Source organism: Pseudomonas moraviensis subsp. stanleyae (genome assembly GCF_036283065.1).
GTDB lineage: Bacteria > Pseudomonadota > Gammaproteobacteria > Pseudomonadales > Pseudomonadaceae > Aquipseudomonas > Aquipseudomonas stanleyae.
Window position 1 is genome coordinate 36,635 of the sequence record NZ_JAADJI010000003.1, and the last position, 18,111, is coordinate 54,745.

At 62.3% G+C, this 18,111-nt stretch carries 16 protein-coding genes; all 16 read left to right on the forward strand.

Annotated features, from left to right (window positions below; genetic code table 11):
- The first annotated feature begins 217 nt into the window (after positions 1 to 217).
- The 16 genes from GXB78_RS05245 (at position 218) to GXB78_RS05320 (ending at position 18,078) form a co-directional block, all read left to right on the forward strand.
- The gene (locus GXB78_RS05245; protein WP_329514607.1) at positions 218 to 1,570 is read left to right on the forward strand and encodes a UDP-glucose dehydrogenase family protein; all 1,353 of its coding nucleotides are present in this window, start codon (positions 218 to 220) and stop codon (positions 1,568 to 1,570) included.
- Entirely contained in the window at positions 1,567 to 2,601 is a 1,035-nt protein-coding gene (locus GXB78_RS05250; protein ID WP_329514608.1) for an NAD-dependent epimerase, read from the forward strand. Before GXB78_RS05245 ends, GXB78_RS05250 begins: the two co-directional genes overlap by 4 nt.
- A gap of 14 nt (positions 2,602 to 2,615) precedes the next feature.
- Positions 2,616 to 3,362, forward strand: coding sequence for a sugar transferase (locus GXB78_RS05255; protein WP_329514609.1), 747 nt, complete (start codon positions 2,616 to 2,618; stop codon positions 3,360 to 3,362).
- Complete coding sequence (locus tag GXB78_RS05260; RefSeq protein WP_123418596.1) at positions 3,362 to 4,009, forward strand: CpsD/CapB family tyrosine-protein kinase; 648 nt, start codon at positions 3,362 to 3,364, stop codon at positions 4,007 to 4,009. The genes GXB78_RS05255 and GXB78_RS05260 overlap by 1 nt, the downstream gene beginning before the upstream one ends.
- Positions 4,010 to 4,030: 21 nt before the next feature.
- Entirely contained in the window at positions 4,031 to 5,053 is a 1,023-nt protein-coding gene (locus GXB78_RS05265) for a polysaccharide biosynthesis/export family protein (RefSeq protein ID WP_329514610.1), read from the forward strand.
- A 16-nt stretch (positions 5,054 to 5,069) separates the two neighbouring features.
- Positions 5,070 to 6,662, forward strand: coding sequence for a GumC family protein (locus tag GXB78_RS05270; protein ID WP_329514611.1), 1,593 nt, complete (start codon positions 5,070 to 5,072; stop codon positions 6,660 to 6,662).
- A complete protein-coding gene (locus GXB78_RS05275; protein WP_329514612.1) occupies positions 6,659 to 7,750 on the forward strand; it encodes a glycosyltransferase family 4 protein in 1,092 nt (363 codons plus the stop codon). Before GXB78_RS05270 ends, GXB78_RS05275 begins: the two co-directional genes overlap by 4 nt.
- Complete coding sequence (locus GXB78_RS05280) at positions 7,747 to 9,114, forward strand: O-antigen ligase family protein (protein ID WP_329514613.1); 1,368 nt, start codon at positions 7,747 to 7,749, stop codon at positions 9,112 to 9,114. The genes GXB78_RS05275 and GXB78_RS05280 overlap by 4 nt, the downstream gene beginning before the upstream one ends.
- Positions 9,111 to 10,079 (forward strand): glycosyltransferase, encoded by a 969-nt coding sequence (locus tag GXB78_RS05285; RefSeq protein ID WP_329514614.1) that lies wholly within the window; start codon positions 9,111 to 9,113, stop codon positions 10,077 to 10,079. Before GXB78_RS05280 ends, GXB78_RS05285 begins: the two co-directional genes overlap by 4 nt.
- Entirely contained in the window at positions 10,072 to 11,208 is a 1,137-nt protein-coding gene (locus tag GXB78_RS05290; protein ID WP_329514615.1) for a glycosyltransferase, read from the forward strand. The genes GXB78_RS05285 and GXB78_RS05290 overlap by 8 nt, the downstream gene beginning before the upstream one ends.
- Positions 11,209 to 11,221: 13 nt before the next feature.
- Positions 11,222 to 12,223 carry a polysaccharide deacetylase family protein gene (locus tag GXB78_RS05295; RefSeq protein ID WP_329514616.1) on the forward strand — a complete coding sequence of 334 codons (1,002 nt, stop codon included), beginning with the start codon at positions 11,222 to 11,224 and terminating at the stop codon, positions 12,221 to 12,223.
- Positions 12,220 to 13,527: an oligosaccharide flippase family protein gene (locus GXB78_RS05300; protein WP_329514617.1), complete on the forward strand. Its 1,308-nt coding sequence runs from the start codon at positions 12,220 to 12,222 to the stop codon at positions 13,525 to 13,527. The genes GXB78_RS05295 and GXB78_RS05300 overlap by 4 nt, the downstream gene beginning before the upstream one ends.
- On the forward strand, positions 13,524 to 15,443 hold the full coding sequence (locus GXB78_RS05305; protein WP_329514618.1) for a hypothetical protein: 1,920 nt from the start codon (positions 13,524 to 13,526) through the stop codon (positions 15,441 to 15,443). The genes GXB78_RS05300 and GXB78_RS05305 overlap by 4 nt, the downstream gene beginning before the upstream one ends.
- Before the next feature lie 61 nt (positions 15,444 to 15,504).
- Positions 15,505 to 16,194, forward strand: coding sequence for a GNAT family N-acetyltransferase (locus GXB78_RS05310; protein ID WP_329514619.1), 690 nt, complete (start codon positions 15,505 to 15,507; stop codon positions 16,192 to 16,194).
- A gap of 4 nt (positions 16,195 to 16,198) precedes the next feature.
- Positions 16,199 to 17,389, forward strand: a complete 1,191-nt coding sequence (locus GXB78_RS05315) for a GNAT family N-acetyltransferase (RefSeq protein WP_329514620.1) — start codon at positions 16,199 to 16,201, stop codon at positions 17,387 to 17,389.
- A complete protein-coding gene (locus GXB78_RS05320) occupies positions 17,386 to 18,078 on the forward strand; it encodes a GNAT family N-acetyltransferase (protein ID WP_329514621.1) in 693 nt (230 codons plus the stop codon). Before GXB78_RS05315 ends, GXB78_RS05320 begins: the two co-directional genes overlap by 4 nt.
- The last annotated feature ends 33 nt before the right edge of the window (positions 18,079 to 18,111 follow it).

Sequence of the window (18,111 nt, forward strand, 5' to 3'; positions counted from 1 at the left end):
TTTCGACCGCTTGTCGGTTACTTTAAATCTGAACAAATCTGCAAAAAAACAACAAATTCAATCGCAGCAATGACTTGATGGCCAATCGCCAAAAAGCCCTCAAGTGTTATACCCGTGCAACATGTCATTTTGCTGACACGCTTTTCAAACCCTGCGCTATACCCCTTTAACAATCTCATTCCGTAGTTAACTTTTCTGGTTTTATTGAGGTGCGCAGATGGACGTGAGCGTATTTGGCACTGGCTATGTCGGACTTATACAAGCCGCTGCACTTGCCGATGTCGGCCATCGGGTTTTATGCATTGACATTGATCCGAACAAGATCAAACAACTGCAACAAGCGGTACCGCCCATCAGTGAGCCAGGCCTGTCCGCAACACTTGAAGAAAACATCAAGGCCGGGCGCTTGTTGTTCAGCACCCAGGCCAGTGATGCGGTGACCCACGCCGAGCTGATCTTCATCGCCGTCGGCACCCCGGCGGACGAGGATGGCTCCGCCGACCTCAGCCATGTGCTCAACGTCGCCCGGCAGATTGCCGGCCTGATGGAGGCCGACCGTACGCTGATCATCAAGTCTACCGTGCCGGTCGGGACTGCCGATCAGGTTCTGGCCACGGCCACCAGCGAATTGCTGCAACGCGGCAAAACCGAGCTGCAGGTGCGTGTGGTGTCGAACCCGGAATTTCTCAAGGAAGGCAGCGCCCTCGCCGACTGCATGCGCCCGGACCGGATCATCATCGGCACCCGCGACGACGCTGCCCGCGAGCAGATGAGCGAGCTGTACGCGCCGTTCTGCCGCAACCACGAAAAACTCATGTTCATGGACAACCGCAGCGCCGAGCTGACCAAGTACGCGGCCAACGCAATGCTCGCCACTCGCATCAGTTTCATGAACGAATTGGCCAACCTCACCGAACTGCTCGGCGCCGACATCGAAGCGGTGCGCAAAGGCATCGGCTCCGATCCGCGCATCGGCTACCACTTCATTTATCCGGGCTGCGGCTTCGGTGGCTCGTGTTTTCCCAAGGACCTGCGGGCCCTGCTGCACACCGCCGAACACAACGGCATGCCGTTGAAACTGCTGCGCAGCGTCACCGACGTCAACGACAGCCAGCGGCACATCCTCTTCAGCAAATTGCGCGCGCAGTTTCCGCAGGGCCTGGCCGGCAAATCCATTGCGGTCTGGGGCCTGGCGTTCAAACCGAACACCGACGACATGCGTGAAGCCCCCAGCCGTTATCTGATGGACGCGTTGTGGGCCGAAGGCGCCAGCGTGCAGGCCTACGACCCGGAAGCCATGTCCGAATGCCGGCGCATTTACGGCTATCGCAACGACCTGCATCTGTGCGCGACCCGCGACGACACCCTCGAAGACGCCGACGCACTGGTGATCTGCACCGAGTGGAAAAACTTCCGCGTGGTCGATTTCGAGCTGCTTGCCGAGAAGCTGCGTTCGAAGGTAATCATCGACGGCCGCAACCTCTACAACCCGGAACAGGTTGCTGCCGCCGGCCTGCATTACAGCGGTATCGGTCTGCGCCACATCGCCCCTGAAGGGCAACGGCCATGAAGATTCTGGTCACCGGAGCCGCCGGTTTCATTGGTGCCCATTGCGTCCTGCGCCTGCTGCGCGACGGGCATGCAGTGGTTGGCCTGGACAATTTCAACCACTACTACGACCCGCAGCTCAAGCACGACCGCGTGCGGTGGGTACGCGAGCAGGTTGGCGATTTTCCGCTGGCCACGGTGGATCTGGCCCACGCTTCGGCCATCGACGCATTGTTTGCCCGCGAGCAGCCGCAAGTGGTGATTCATCTCGCCGCGCAGGCCGGGGTGCGTTATTCCCTGGACAATCCACGGGCGTATCTGGACAGCAACCTCAACGGTTTCCTGAACATTCTCGAGAGCTGCCGGCATCACCCGGTCGAGCACTTGATCTACGCCTCGTCGAGCTCGGTATACGGCGCCAACCAGCACACGCCTTACTCGGTCAAGGATGGCGTCAACCATCCGCTGTCGCTGTACGCCGCAACCAAGAAAGCCAACGAGTTGATGGCGCACAGCTACAGCCATCTGTTCGGCATTCCCTGCACCGGCCTGCGCTTTTTCACCGTGTACGGGCCTTGGGGCCGGCCGGACATGTCGCCGATCCAGTTCGCCCGGGCGATCAGCGAAGGCGAGCCGCTGAAGCTGTTCAATTACGGCGAACATCAGCGCGATTTCACCTACATCGACGACATCATCGAAAGCATCGCCCGCCTTATCGATCAGCCGCCACAAGGCAATTCGCAGTGGGATCGCGAGCAGCCCGACCCGGCCAGCAGCATGGCGCCGTGGCGCCTGTTCAACATCGGTGGGCAGCAACCGGTCGCGCTGAAAACCTACCTCGCGCTGATGGAAAAACACCTCGATCGCAAAGCCATCGTCGAGCTGCTGCCGCTGCAACCGGGCGACGTGCTCAACACCTGCGCCGAGGCCAGTGATCTGGCCGAGGCCACCGGATTCCAGCCCCGGATAGAACTGGATGAAGGACTGGGCCGCTTCATTGCCTGGTTCCGCGACTACTACCCCACTGCCCGTGCGCCGCTTGCGGCTGAATGAATGCGGAGGACGCCATGACTGGACATGAAAAAAGTGTGTCGATTGCACAGATGCGGCCTGACAAACGCGTCGACCCGGAACATCGCATGCGCCTTGATGCGGCGATCCACCGTCAGGGTCGCGGCTGGCTCAGCGGCCGCGATGGCGGCCGCCCATGGCAGCTGTCGCGGACCAACCGGGTGGTCGCCTGCCTCGGTGCGCTGACTATCCTGCTGCTGCTCTCGCCCGTGCTGTTGGCTCTGGCGCTGACGATCAAATTCACCAGCCCGGGGCCGGTGCTGTTCGTGCAGAAACGCACCGGCTACCGCGGCCGCAAGTTCGGCATGTTCAAGTTTCGCACCATGGTCAGCAACGCCGAAGAACTCAAAGAGTCGCTGCGCCACCTGAACAAACACGGGGCCGACGCCATTGATTTCAAGATCGACCAGGACCCGCGCGTCACCGGCATCGGCGGTTTTCTGCGGCGCACCAGCCTCGACGAGCTGCCCAACCTGATCAACGTAGTGACCGGCGACATGCGCCTGGTCGGCCCTCGCCCGACCTCGTTCAACGCCTACCGCTACAAGGACAATCACCTCGCGCGTCTGGCGATCTACCCCGGCATGACCGGTCTGTGGCAGATCTCCGGACGCAGCAACATCGACTTCGACCAGCGCGTTGAGTTGGACCTCAGCTACATCGCCGAGCAGAGCCTTCTGCTTGATCTGAAGATTCTGTTGAAAACCCCCTTCAAAGTATTCAGCGGCCACGGAGCAAGCTAATGGACGGTTCAACCAATAAAAGCCTGAGCATCGCCAGCCCCAGCGAATCGAATCTGACTTCGACCGTGCTGGACCTCGATCTGCGGATCCTGTTTCTGACCGCCGCCAATCCCGGCGCAGGCACCACCACCAGCGCGCTGGCACTGGCCAGTCAACTGGCGCAGATGAGCAGCGGCCAGGTGCTGCTGGTCGACGCCAGCCAGTCGGCGAACAACCTCACCCAGCAGATGAACCTCGGCAAGGAGCGCGGCCTGCGCGACCTGCTGTTCAACCCGGACAACCCGCCGTTGCTGCAGGACTGCGTGGTGCAGGTGTCGAGCCTGCCCTTCCACGTGCTGCCCAACGGCCGGCCGATCCGCACGCTGGAACACCTGACCGCCGAACGCCTGAGCCCGTTGCTCGACCAGTTGGGCAGCCAGTACCGCTTCGTGGTGATCGATGGCGACGCGGTGTATTCGGCCGCCGACACGCTGGTCATCAGCACTCAGGTCGACGGCGTGGTGTTTGTCGTCCGCGCCGAAGACACCCGCTGGGAAGTCGCCCAGGCCGCTGTGCAACGCCTGACTCAGGCCGGAGCGAACGTGGTCGGCAGCGTGTTCAACCGGCGCAAGTACTACATGCCCAAATGGCTTTACAAAAACCTGTAAGCGAACACAAAGGATGACGCCATGAACGCCAGAATGCTTGTCCTGCTGTTGCTGCCGCTTGCAGGCTGCTCCAGCAATTCCGACACCCGCAACATGCCGGTGAATATTCTCACCGCGACACCGGCCAACGCCCAGGCCACCGACATGCCGCGGGTCGAACAGACCCTGCGCCCGAAAGACGTGCTGGATGTGATCTTCCACATCAGCACCAGCGGTTCGGACGCTTACCGCGTGCAATCAGGTGATCAGATCGGCCTGAATTTCACCGCCGCCAGCCAGCTCAACGGCACGCAACTGGTGTTGCCCGACGGCACCATCGAACTGCCGGGCGCCAACACCTCGGTGAAAATCGCCGGACTGACCAGCGAACAAGCGCGCCAGGAAATTCAGCGTGCGTATGAGCGCAAGCAACTGTTCCAGCCCAACCGCAATCAGCTCTCGGTACAGATTCTCAGCCCGCTGAGCAACGAGCAGAACCTCAAAAGTGCGCTTAACCACCCGGCCACCGGCATGAGCCGCGAGATCACCGTCGGCACCGACGGCCACGCAAGCTTTCCGGAAATCGGCGCCGTGCCGCTGCAAGGCATGACGGTCAATCAGCTGGAGACTTTCCTCAACCAGAAGTACGCACAACTGCCGGGACGGATGACCGTGGACGTGCTGCTCAAGTCCACCGCCGGCAACGAAATCTACGTGCTCGGCGAAGTCGCGCAACCGGGGTCGTACCCGATCCGCCGGCCAGTGTCGGTGCTTGAGGCGCTGACCCTGGCGCGGGGCACCAACGTCAAGGCGCGGCTGGATTCGGTGGTGATCATGCGGCGCAACGGCAATCAGGTGCAGGCGATGAACTACGACGTCGAAAAGGCCTTGTCTGGTGACGCGCCACAAATCGCGTATTTGCAGCCGGACGACATGCTCTACGTACCAAAAACCAAACTGGCCAGCGCCGGCGAACTCGCCCGCCAACTGGCCGATGTGGTGCTGTTCCAGGGCGTCGGTTTCAGCTTCGGCTACCGCGTCGACAACAAAGGCAGTGACAACTGACTCTCAGGTGACCGACATGAACCCAAAAGAAAATTACCTGCACGAGTTCTTCAGGATTTTCTTCGCCAACAAGCAAACGGTGAAGCGCATCTTCCTGACCTTTGCAGTGATCGCCCTGCTCCTGCCGTTGCTGCTCAAACAGAGCTTCGATATCACCGCGCAGGTCATCGTGCAGTCGAAAAAACTGTCTCAGGGCGACGCGACCACCTCGCTGACCCAGGACAACGCCACCTTCATTCCGCCATCGCTGGCGGACATGGAAACCGAAAGCAACATCCTCCGTTCGCCGGCGCTGATCCGTCAGACCATCAGCGAACTGCGCGACAACGGTCAGTACAACCCGCCGCCGGGGATGCTCAGCAAGCTGGCCGGCGAGCCGTTGAAGCGTTACGTCAGCACGCCACTGCGCGAATACGTGATCAATCCGCTACGTGACGCGCTGGGCATGCAAACCGATCCGGTGCGCGACACGGTACTGGACGGCTTGACCCAGGACGCAATCGACAATCTGAAGATCGAAACCCTGCCGGGTTCCAACGTGATCTCGATCGTCTACAGCTTCCCCGATCCGGCCCAGGGCACAACATTCGTTGCCGCGTTGCTGCAGAACTATCTGGTCGATCGTCAGGCGTTGCAATCGATCGAGCTGCCGCACTCGTTCTACGAGACCAAGAAGCATCAGTATCAGGTGCGGCTCGATGGTCTTGAAGGCGCGCGGTTGAGCCTGCTGGAAAGCGTCGGTTCTTCCGACCCGAAAGAGGAAATCACCTTTCGCCTCAACGCGATCAACACCGAAGAGCAGGCACTCAACCTGTATCGCGATCGCTTGCTGCAAAGCCAGCGCTGGCTCGACTACCTGAAAACCAGCCTGGCGGCAGCCAACTCCAACAAACTCAACGACTACACCTTCCCGTTCACCTTCACCACGACGGTGGACAACATTGCGTTCGAGGACCGCGAGATCAGGCAGATGGGCGAGGCGCTGACCACTCAGGTCAGCCGCTATATGAATGACCTGGCGGTATTCCAGCCCGGCAGCGAGCCGATGTTGCTGGCCCGCGAGCAAATTGCCCGCACCCGCCAGCAGTTCCTCAAAGTGGTCAACAACCGCATCCAGGAACGCACGACCGACCTGTCGGTGGTGAGCCAGGTCATCGAACAGAAAACCGCGCGCATTGCCGAGTTCAAGAATCGCATCCATCAATTGCAGCAGACGCAAAGCAAGCTGCGCCAGATGGACACCGAGATCGGCGCGTTGCACGCAGCGTTTTCCACCTATGCGCAACGCTTTGCCGAAAGCAGCACGACCCGCGCGCTGGATAACGACCTGTCCAACGCCCGGGTATTGAGCCCACCGTTTGAACCGACCGAGGCGGCTTTTCCCAAGCCGATGCTGATCATTCCGTTCGGGCTGTTCACCGGGCTGCTGCTGGCAATCGCGTTCGTCTATGTGCGTGAATTCTTCGACCATCGCTTCAAGCATCCGGCGCAAATCAGCCATGAGCTGGGCCTGCCCGTGTTGTTGGTGCTCAACGAAGAGACAGCCCAGGCGGGTAATCCGCACAAGAACTGGACCATGCCGAGCCTGGTTCACTGGGTGCGCAATTGAACGCGGTGTCCACCCCAATCGTCGCCCTGCCGATCATTCACTTGCTCAGCAGCGGCGGCTTCTACGGGGCCGAGCGGATGTTGCTGGATCATTGCCTGGCAACGCCGGGGCAGCACCAGGTGCTGTTTCTCGACGCGCCGCCAGAATTGATCGCGCGCTTTCGTGAGGCCGGGGTGGACGCCCGCGCTTGTGCCGGGCTCGGCGAATTGCTGCGGCACTTGCGTCAGCGCCGCGGCGACAAGCCGTTGCTCAACACCCACAACTTCAAAGGGCTGTTGTTCGGCTGGGTTGGCGCCACGCTGTTGCGCCTGCCGCTGGTGATCACTCAGCACGGCTTCACCCCTCGCAGTCGCAAGCAGAAGTTCTACACCTGGCTGAGCCTGCAACTGTGCCGCACGGCGTCGGTGAAACGGGTGGTCTGCGTGGCGCAAAGCATCGCCACGCTGCACCTTGAGGCCAGCGTGCGCGCGGAGAAGTTGCAGGTGATTCCCAACGGTTTGCCAGCGGCGCCGGCGATGCAACCGGTGGCCGACCGGCAACGCTGGCTGGTCGGGTACGTCGGTCGGTTGAGCAGTGAAAAAGGCCCGGACCTGTTTCTCGATGCGCTGATCGGCCTGTGTCACCAGCACCCCCAACTGGATGCGGTGATGCTCGGTGACGGCCCGGAACGCGAGGCCTTGCTGGCGCGCATCGATGCTGCCGGCTTGCAGCAGCGGATTCGCCTGCCGGGCTACCAGACGGCGATGCAAGGCTGGTGGCAGCAACTCGATGCGCTGGTGATCAGCTCGCGCACCGAGGGCACGCCGATGATTCTGCTCGAAGCGATGCAGGCCGGGGTGCCGGTGGTGGCGTTCGCGGTCGGCGGCATTCCCGATGTCCTGCAGGACCGTCACAACGGCCTGCTCGCGGCGCCGACGGATACCGCTGCCCTCGCCCGTCAGCTCGACACATTGCTGGCCGAACCGAAGCTGGCCGCGCAGCTGCGCGACAACGCCAGACGCACACAACAGGAACACTACGACCTCAAGGCTTTGGCCGAACGCTGGTCGCAGTTGTACATCCACACGGCACGGGAGGCACGCACATGATTTTCCCGCTCTCGATCGTCAGTCTGTTCGCTTTGGTGAGCCTGGGTCTGCTGGCCAGTCCCTGGCCGTATCTGGCGCCGGGGGCGGTGATTGGCCTGGTCGGTTTCACCGTCCTTTACCGCAAGCCGACCTGGGGCCTGCTCGGCATTGCCGCGCTGGTGCCGTTCGAAGGTTTCTTCAAGGACAGTTCAGTGTCGGGGAGCAAGTTGCTCGGCGCCTCGCTGGCGGTGATCGTGATGCTGCAACTGGCATTGCATCAGATTCCATCGCAGCGCCTGCGCAGCAACCTGTGGCGCTACCTGATCGGTTTCATGGCGCTGTACCTGCTGAGCCTGTTCGCCAGCGACAATCTGGGCATGTCGCAAACTCATCTGCGTGAACTGAGCGTGGGCCTGGTGCTGTTCGTGATCACCCTGTTGATCGGCCGTGAGTTGAATCTGGATCTGTTCGCCCGACTGGTCACGCTCAGCGTCAGTGCGACCTGCGCCATGGCGATGTTTTCCAGCAGATTCCAGGACAAGGGCCGCGCCGCCGGCCTGCTCGAAGACCCCAACGCCTTTGCCCTGCTGATCGCCTTCGCCGTGCCGCTGGGCCTGCTGCTGGTGATTCGCAGCCCGAACCTGCTGCACCGTTTGTTCTGGGCTGGCTGCTGCCTGTTGCTGCTCGGCGGCATGACCAAAACCGAGTCGCGCTCGGGGCTGGTGGTGCTGGCCTTGAGTCTGGCAATCGGGATCTGGCACTACCGCCAGCAGCTGACGCGCATTCGTCCACGGCATTTCGGCTTCGCCATGCTCGGCGCTGCGATCATCCTGCCCTTGGCGATCTATGCGATGCCGGCCGGTTATCTGGCACGCATCCAGTCGCTGAGCATCCTCAGCGCCGGGGCCAAGGCCCAGGACGAATCCCTCGGCCGTCGCGCCTCGTACATTGTCGTCGGCAGCCAGATCATCCGCGAGCATCCGCTGCTCGGCTCCGGCCCCGGCACTTTCCCGCTGCATTACGCGACCACCGGTTACGCCAAGGCGTTCTCGGCCAACCGCAAGATCGGCGACCTCTATCGCCGGGCGCATAACACTTATCTGGAGATCTTCAGCGAACTGGGGATTCCCGCCGGCCTGCTGTTTGTCGGCATGCTGCTGCAGGGTTTCTACAACCTGATCCGCGCACGACGCACGTGGCTGCAACGGCGCGAGTGGCAGCACGCAGGCATGGTTACCCATCTGGGCATGAGCTTTCTGTCATTGACGTTGTTCCTGATGTTCCTCAGCGCGCCGAACCTGAAATACCTGTGGATCATGCTGGCGCTGACCTGGGTGCTGCGTCTGAAAGCCGAGCAGGCAGCGCTGACGGAGGCCAAGGCATGAGCCGGATCAGCATCGTCATTCCGATGTACAACGAAGCGCGGCACATCGCCCGCACCCTGCTGGCGGCGAGCAAAGCCGCGCACGCTGCGGACATCGACTGTGAACTGATTGTGGTCGACAACGGCTCCACCGACGAAGGGCCACAGATTGCCCGCGCATTCGGCGCGCAAGTTCTGCTGGCGCCCGGGCTGCTGATCGGCGCCTTGCGCAATCGTGGCGCAACGGCTGCCCGCGGTGAGTGGCTGGCGTTCATCGATGCCGATATCGAGATGCCGGAAGACTGGCTGAAGCAGATGTTTGCTCTGGCTGCGTGCGACCAGGGCGACGTCTTCGGCCTCGACCTGCACACCCCTGCCGCCGCGCCCTGGTTCGCCGCCGCCTGGCAGCGCCGGTCTTTGCGCCCCTCGAGCCGCGCCACGCGCACCGTGCAATGGCTGCCCAGTGCCAACCTGCTGATGCGCAAACAGTGGTTCGACAAGGTCGGCGGTTTCAACGAAACCCTGCGCACCGGCGAGGACAAGGAATACACCCTGCGTCTGCACAGACACGGTGCTCGCTTGCTGTCGGTCAATACCAGCGTCGCCCTGCACTGGGGCTACGAAATGAGCTGGCGCGAATGGATCGGCAAGGAACTGTGGCGTCAGGGCAGTCATCTGCAATTGCTCCGCGCCCATGGCATGAGCCTGCGTCTGCTGCGGTTTCCGCTGCTGTCATTGCTGGTGTGGTTGCTCGATGTTCTGGCGATCGTCGCATTGCTGGGCGGCCACGCGCAGCAGGCGTTGCTGCTGCTGGTGGCGGGCCTGCTGCCCGGTCTGCTGCTCAGCCTGCGGCAAAGCATTCGCCAGCATGACCTCAGCCTGACCTTGCAACTCTGGGGCCTGCACTGGGTGCGTCTGCACCTGGCGAGCGCGGCATTGATTCTCGGTGTGTGTCATTGGAATGCAAGGAGGCCTGCCCGTGGCTGAACTCATTTTTTGCCTGTGCCTGCTGCTGCCGGCGTACGCCTACGTCGGCTATCCGCTGCTGCTGACTTTGCTCGCGCCGCTGTTTCCGGCCTGGCGACATACCCCGGCGCCGCCGCTGAATGTCAGCATCGTGATTGCCGCACACAACGAGGCGCGGCACATCGAGCACAAGTTGCGCACCCTGCTGGCCCAGGATTATCAGCCGGCCGCGCTGCAGATCATTCTCGCCAGCGACGGTTCGACCGATGACACCGTGGCCTGCGCGCACAAAGTGCTTGATCCGCGCATTACCGTGCTCGACCTGCCGCGTCAGGGCAAAGCCGCCACGCTGAACGCCGGCGCCGCCCTGAGTACCGGCGACATTCTGGTGTTCACCGACGCCGACAACCAATGGTCGCGCGACACCCTCGGCCACTTGCTCGCGCCGCTGAGCGATCCGCAGGTCGGCGCTTGCGCCGGGCACATGGTGATCCCGGTTACCGGTGGTGGCCTGAGCATCGGCGACAGCCTGTATCGGCATTACGAAGGCTGGTTGCGCCGGGTCGAGAATCGCACCGGCTGCATGGTCTCCGCCGACGGCGCCCTGCTCGCCTTGCGCCGCGAACTGTTCCAGAACGTGCCGGCCGAGGTCAACGACGATTTCTTCATCAGTACCTGCGCACCGGTGGCGCACAAACGCATCGTCTACGTGCCCGAGGCTCAGGTGATCGACCAGGGTGTCGACGAAGCGGACAAGCAATGGCGCCGCCGCCAGCGGGTCACCGTCGGGGGCCTGCAGAGCCTGGCGCAACGCCGTGAACTGCTCAATCCGTTCAAGCACGGCCTGTATTCGATCGCGTTGATCAGCCACAAACTGATCCGTCGACTGGCGCCGGTGCTGTTGCTGCCGCTGCTGCTGAGCAATTTCTGGTTGTGGAACGAGCACGGTTTCTACCGCCTGAGCCTGGTCGCGCAATTGCTCGGTTACGCGATTGCCATCGCCGGCCTGCTGGATTCGCAGCACCGTTTACCGAAACCGTTCCGTCTCGCGGCATTCCTGCTGGTGACCCTGGCAGGCATGAGCGCTGGCCTGTGGCAGTTCCTGCGCGGGCAACGTTACGCACAGTGGAATCCTGATCAGAATCGTTGAGAGGACGCATGCCATGGCGATCAAACAGTTGATAAAACGCACCAGCGGCTGGCTCTATCTCAACTCGTCCGTGGGGCGCAACCAGTTGCACGGAGCCGGGGTCATCCTGATGCTCCACCGGGTGTTGGCCAACGACCGTGCCGCCAACCTGCCGCACCGCAATGAACTGTGCGTCGGCCCGCAGGCGTTCGAACGCTTGCTGATGTGGCTGCGCAAGCATTTCGATTGCGTGCCGCTGATGGAGTTGTTGCAGCCCAACGCCCTGCGCACCGAGCGCCCGCGCGTGGCGCTGACCTTCGATGACGGCTGGCGTGACAACGCGGTCAATGCTTATCCGCTGCTGCAGAAATATCAGGTGCCGGCGAGCATTTTTCTTTCCACCGATTTCATTGGCAGCCGGCAACGCTTCTGGTGGGAAAGCGTCGGTGAAACGCTGTGGGGCAGCCATGGCGAAAAGGCGCGCATGCACCTGATCGAGCACCTGCGCATCACCGGTCATCCGCTGCCGGTGTTGCTCGACGATATCGATGTCGACCGGCGCAGCCTGGCGCTGCTGCATTACCTGCAAGGGCTGAAGAGCCTCGATCCGCAGGAACTCGAACGTCTGACCAATGAGTGTCCACCGGATTCTCTGCCGCAAGCGCTGGACTGGCATCAGGTGCGCGCCATGGAAGCGTCCGGTCTGGTGCGCTTCGGCCCCCACGGCGCCAGTCATGCGATCCTCACCGGCCTGGACGATGTACGCCTGCACGAAGAAATCAGCCGCAGCCGCGACGCCCTGCACAACGGCTGCAATCGGCCACTGCCGGTGTATTGCTACCCCAACGGTGACAACGATGAGCGCGTGCGTGAGCAGGTCGCCAATCACGATTATCCGTTTGCGCTGGGCACGGCCACCGGACTCTATCGCGGCGCCGGCGACCCGCTGAACCTGCCGCGCTTCGGCGTCAGCCAACGCACCGCACGCAATCCGGAGCTGCTGTCGTTACGCATCTTTCGCGGGGCACGGCCATGAGTCGCGGCAGCTACATCCGGCATCTGGCCCTGAGCATGGGCACCAAACTGGCGATGATCGCCCTGCGCCTGCTGCGCAATGTGTTGCTGGCGCGGATTCTCGGGCCGAGCGAACGCGGCCTGTTCGCCCTGCTCAGCACCCTGCCGGATCTGATCAGCGCGGCCACCAGCGGCGGCTTGAATTCAGCGGTCGGTTATCAGGCGGCCAACCAGCGCCCGATGGGGGTGTTGCTCGCCCAGGTGCTGGTGTTCGGCTGTCTGCTGGCCGGGCTGCTGACCTTGCTGGTGGTGGCGCTGGCGCGAGAATTCGGCAGCGAACTCGATGTCACGATGCAGCTCGGTCTGCTGGCCTGGCTGTTGCTGCTGGCGGTACCGCTGACGGTGCTCAAAAGCGGCCTGCTGACCTTGCACAACGCGTCGGGCGGCGTGGTCGCCTTCAATGTCTTGCGTCTGGTCGAATCGCTGGCGCCACTGCTGCTGTTTGTTGCGCTGTTCTGGATGTGGAAAGAGGCGGCACTCGAAGCGGCACTGATCAGTTGGCTGGCCGGTATCAGCCTGGTGGTGCTGGTGGGCTGGATGTGGCTCAAACGCGCGCAGCCGCTGCACCTGCAATGGGATCGTGCGAGCCAGAACGAGCTGCTGAAATTCAGTGCGCGCAGCCATCCGGACCTGCTGTTCCAACAGGTCATTCTGCGCTCCGATTATTTGTTCATCGGCGCCCTGCTCGGCAGCAGCGCGCTCGGCCATTACGCGATGGCCAGCGCCGCCGCCGAACTGTTGCTGATCGTGCCGGAAGCGGTCACCACACCGCTGATGAAACGTCTGCTGCAACAGGACAAGGGCATGGACAAGGTCACGCCGCTGGCGCTGCGCCTGACCGCCACGGTGATGCTCGGCGCCTGCGTCAGCATGGCGCTGATCGGCGAATGGCTGATCGTCACCCTGTTCGGCGTCGCCTACCAACCGGCCTACCCGGCGCTGCTGGCTTTGCTGCCGGGGCTGTTGGGCCTGTGCTACGCAAGCATTCTGCGCCTGGACCTGATCGGCAAGAATCGCCCCGCCACAGTCTCGCTGATGATGGGAGTGGGGGCGTTGCTCAATCTGGGCCTGAACCTGCTGCTGATCCCGAGCTACGGCATCGTCGGCGCAGCAGCGGCGTCCTCGATTGCCTATCTGGCAGTGACCCTGGCGATGCTGGTGCTGTATTGCAGACTGAGCGGCGTACCGTTCTGGCACACGCTGTTCATTCTGCCGGGTGATATCAGCCCGATGTGGCTGATGCTGCACCGCAGGAAAGCCGCATGAAGCGCCTGGCCCTGCTGTGCGGACTCGGCATGGCGCTGAATGCCTTCGCTGCGCCCATGCAGTGGGGCGACATTCGCGACGGCAGCCTGTATCTGCAAGCCGATCGCCCGGATACCGTCACCGTGCGCTGGGTGCCGGCGTGGCAGGCCGAGGCCAATGAAGAGCATATCTATCTGCTCGACGGCCATGGCCGCTTGCAAGGTGACCGGTTCATCAAGGCCAGTGAAGTCCGCGGTTCGCAAAGCTGGCCGCTGGTGCCGGGAACTGCCGGTTATCGCCTGGAAATTCCCGGCTACAGCTTCCGCAGTTACCGCGTCCAGCATGACGCCAGGACCGTGGCGCTGTTCAGTCCGGCCAAGGTGCATTTCAGCGTCGAAACCCGCAATGGTACTGAGCTGTTTTTCCAAGTCGCACCGGGAGAGCATGCGGTGCTGAACGGCAAATACCATGGCGGCGTCAACGCGCTGCAAGCACAGCGTGTGGACGATGGACAACAGCTGTCGCTGGCCCTCAAGCCCTACCGCGCTTATTGGCAATTCGATCAAGTGGCCTTGCCGGTCAGTGACCGGGCCCGGATCTGGCGCTTGCGCCTGCAGGGCAGCGGCAAAGCGGCGTTCTGGCTCGACGGCACGGCCAACCTGTTTGCGCAAAATCCGCAGCAGCTGCAGCCAGTGCGTGAAGAGTCGGGTGAGGTACGCCTGGCCCTGCACGACAAGGTGCTCGGGCGCAGTCCGGATCTGGGCATTGCGCTGCCCAATCTGATGCCGCCCGCGAGCAGTCATGCCGCACTGGATGCGTTGAAACCGGGTGCGGCGAGTTATTACAGCTACGTTGACGTCAGCTCGAAAAATGCCCGCTTCGAAGACCCGGTTCGTCAGCTCTATCAGACGCGCTTCGGCATCCGCCAGGACATCACCCTGCTCGCCGGCACCGGGCGTCAGGCCAATCTGCGCGCCGACGCGCAAAGCAGCAACGGCCTCGATGCCTGGCTCGCCAGCACTCGCGCGCTGGGTGGGCAAGGCACGCACTACATCGGCTTCGCCGACGAGCCGAACCTCAACTATTCGAGCTACGACGATTTTCGGGCAATTTTTGTCAGCATGGCCCGCCAGGTGCGCAGCGATCCGGCCAATGCCAAAGCCGGCGTGCGCATCGCCATGCCCGCCACTTCGCGCCTGGTCAACGGCCCGTTCGCCAATAACGCCGCAGACAAACGCGGGATCGATTGGGCCCGGCGTCTGCTCAGTGAAGCGCCCGATCAGATCGATGCGTTGGCCTGGCACGAATGGATGATCCGCGACCTGCTCGCCACCCGCGTCTACCGCGACAGCGTGCGCCGCGCGGCGGAACTGGTCGGCCTCGACGCCGAGGGTCAGCCGCGCAAGGCCTTGCTACTCGATCAGACCAACCTGTCCAGCGGCTCGAGCCTGAGCCCGTACGACCAGGAAACCCACTACGCCGCGCTGTGGTGGGCCTCGGTGATCATCAATGCTTCTCAGGACGGCTTGCTGAGCATGCTCAATTGGTTTCAGGCAGCCGACGAGCCGCCCTACGCCAAGGGCATGGTGCGCGTGCTGGGCGGCGATCGCTTCGAGCTGAAACCGGTGGGCCTGGCCCAGCAATTCATCGCCCGGCATTGGCTGCCGCACGTGCTGCAACTGGATAACGACGCTTTCGAAGTGGATGTGCTGGCGATGGCCGGTGACGAGCAGCGCACTGTGCTCGGGGTGAACAAAGGCACACGCCTGCAACGCGTTGATCTGAGCGGCGCCAAGTGCCCGCTCGGCCACGGCGCCCTGCATTTCTTCGGCGCTGACAATCGCGCCCGCGACGCACCGTTCGCCTGCGAAAACGGGCGCGTGCGTTTCGAATTACCCGGGCAAACCCTGTTTGCCCTGAACTGGAACGCTTCATGAACCGCCCTTCTGCCCTGCGAGCGTGATGCTGCGCGCGGCACCTTCATCAGGAGAAGAGACCATGGATATCTTGAAAAAACTCAGCGGACATATCCGCCGCAAAGGCCTGCGAGCGACCTTGGCGAAGATCCGCAGAATGTACATTTTTTCCCATCGGCAACTGCTGTGGATGGAACGGGATCTGGTCAGCCCCGTGCCGCCGCACAACCTCAAACCGTACCCGCCACTGCGCCTGATGAAGATCACCGCAGACAATGCCAGCGCCTTTACCCGTTACTTTGGCGACCGTGTCGGCGTCATGGCCGAGCTGGCCGATGAAGGTCACACCGGGCATATGCATGTCGACGAGCACGGCGATGCCGTGGCGTTTATCTGGGGCACGCCGCGCGATTATTTCGATCGGCATTACTACGGTTGCCGGTTCCCGGTGAAACCCGGCGAGTTCTTCGAATTCGGTGGCGAATTGGCCCGCGCCTACTGGGGCACCGAATTGTCAGTCGATGTGCAAGTGCGCCTGTGGAAAGCCATGGCCGTGAAAGGCTGCAGGAGAGTGGTCGATGTCTGTGAGTCGACAAATATCCCGGCGCTCAAGCTGCACCTGCGCATGGGCTATGCCGAACAACAGCGGATCACGAATATCTACACGCTGTTTGGCCGCTGGCGCTTTTACCGCGAAACGCGCTACAGCGGTTCGCGCCTGAAGGCGCTGCGCAAGACTTCCCGTCCACCTGTCAACGCAACGGCGGCCTGAACCCATGGCGATGCGATTCGAATGGCGCACATCCCTGTGCGCGGCCGACTTCCCGGCAACGGCCTATGAGGCCTTGCGCCTGCGCGTGGCCGACCACACGCCGTTCAACAACCTTGGCTGGTTGTGCGCGGCGGAACAGGCGCTGGGCGAGAATCAGCGTCTGCACATTCTGCTTGGCTGGGAAGCAGAATCGCTGCGCCTGTGTCTGCCCCTCGTCGCCAGCCGCGAACGCTTCGCCGGCCTGCCGTTTCGGGTTTTGCATCACTTGGGTTATCCGCTGGCCGATCGGCTGGCCCTGCTGTCATCGCTCGGCAGTGAAGACATGCACAAAGCGCTGCAGCTGATCCGTCAGCGCCTGCCCCATGCGCTGCTGCAACTCAATGAACTGTCGGAACCTGCCGGCGAAGAAAGCGCGCTCACCGAATGGATGGCGCGCAGCTCCACGGCTGAACGACGCCTGAGTTGCCGGGTACCGGTGCATCTGATCAGCGACGCCGACCATCAGGAAGTTTCCGGCGACCCGCGCTACAAACTGCGTCGGGCGCGCAAACGGATTGCCGCGTGCGGTGCCCAGGTTCGGCGTATCACCCCCGATGCGCTGTCGATGCCCACGGTTTTACAGGCGCTGCAAGAAGTCGAGTCGGTCAGTTGGAAAGGTGACGAGGGCGTCGGGATTTTCGCCACCGATCGCAGTCGTCAGTGGATACAAAGCGCGTTCACCGCCCTCGCCGCTCAAGGGCTGGTGCGAGTGGTGACGCTGGAGCTGGACGGCCGCTGCATCAGTTATCGGCTGGGCCTGCTCGAGCAGGGCCGACTCTACGACTACAACCTGGCGTTCCTGCCGCAGCATGCCGATCTGGGCAGCGGCCGAGTGCTGCTGGAGGAATGGATTCGCTGGGGCCTGGACGAGCAATGGCACTGGATCGATGCCTCGCGGGTCAGCCTGGAAAACTCCAGCCATCAACTGCATGAGCGCATGACCGGGCAACTGGAACACTGGCGCTGGAGCTTCTACTCATGGCGCCCCAGTGGCTTGCTGCTGGGCCTGGGGCTACGTCTTTGGTACTGCGTCAAACCGGCCCTGCAAAAATGGCGCGCACAGCGTGCCGGCAGGCCGCCAGCGGCAAATACTTCCGCAACTCAACCGGCAACATCATCCACCACACCTGGGCTAGCGCCTCGGAGAGCATCATGAACGTCATCGACAAACTGCTTCTGCGCATCAAACAAAAAGGCCTGCGTCGCACCCTTGGCGCTTTCGGCAAACGTTATGTCTTCGCTCACCGTGAACTGCTGTGGATGGAGCGCGATCTGGTCACACCGATCGCGCCGAACAAACTGCGTCCCTGTGAAGGTTTACACAGAGTCGACATCACCGAGGACAACGCCAAGGCTTTCGGCAAGTATTTTGGTGACCGTGTGCAGACCATGGCCGAATTGGCCGCTGAAGGGCACACCGGGCACATGTACCTGGACCAGGACGGCCACACCGTCGGGTTCGTCTGGGCCAGCACTGGCGACTATTACGATCGCCACTTCTACCGCTACACGTTCACGATCCAGCCCGGTGAGTACTTCCAGTTCGGTGCCGAAATTGCCCGGCCCTATTTCGGCAGCACTTTGACCGTCGACGCACAGACCGCACTTTGGCAAGTCATGGACGCCCGGGGGTACAAAAAAGTGGTGGATATCTGCGACAACGCCAATATCCCTGCCCTGAAGATGCATGTGCGCCTGGGCTACAAGGAACAAGGGCGGATCACCCATGTTTACGACCTGTTCGGCCACTGGCGCTTCTTCCGCGAAACGCGCTACAGCGAGTCAAGGCTGGAGGCGCTGCGCAAGCCGGAAAGACCAGTGGTCAGTGCGCCGGCACAGGCTTGATCCGCTCTGGATATTTGCGGCGTTTTTGATGCC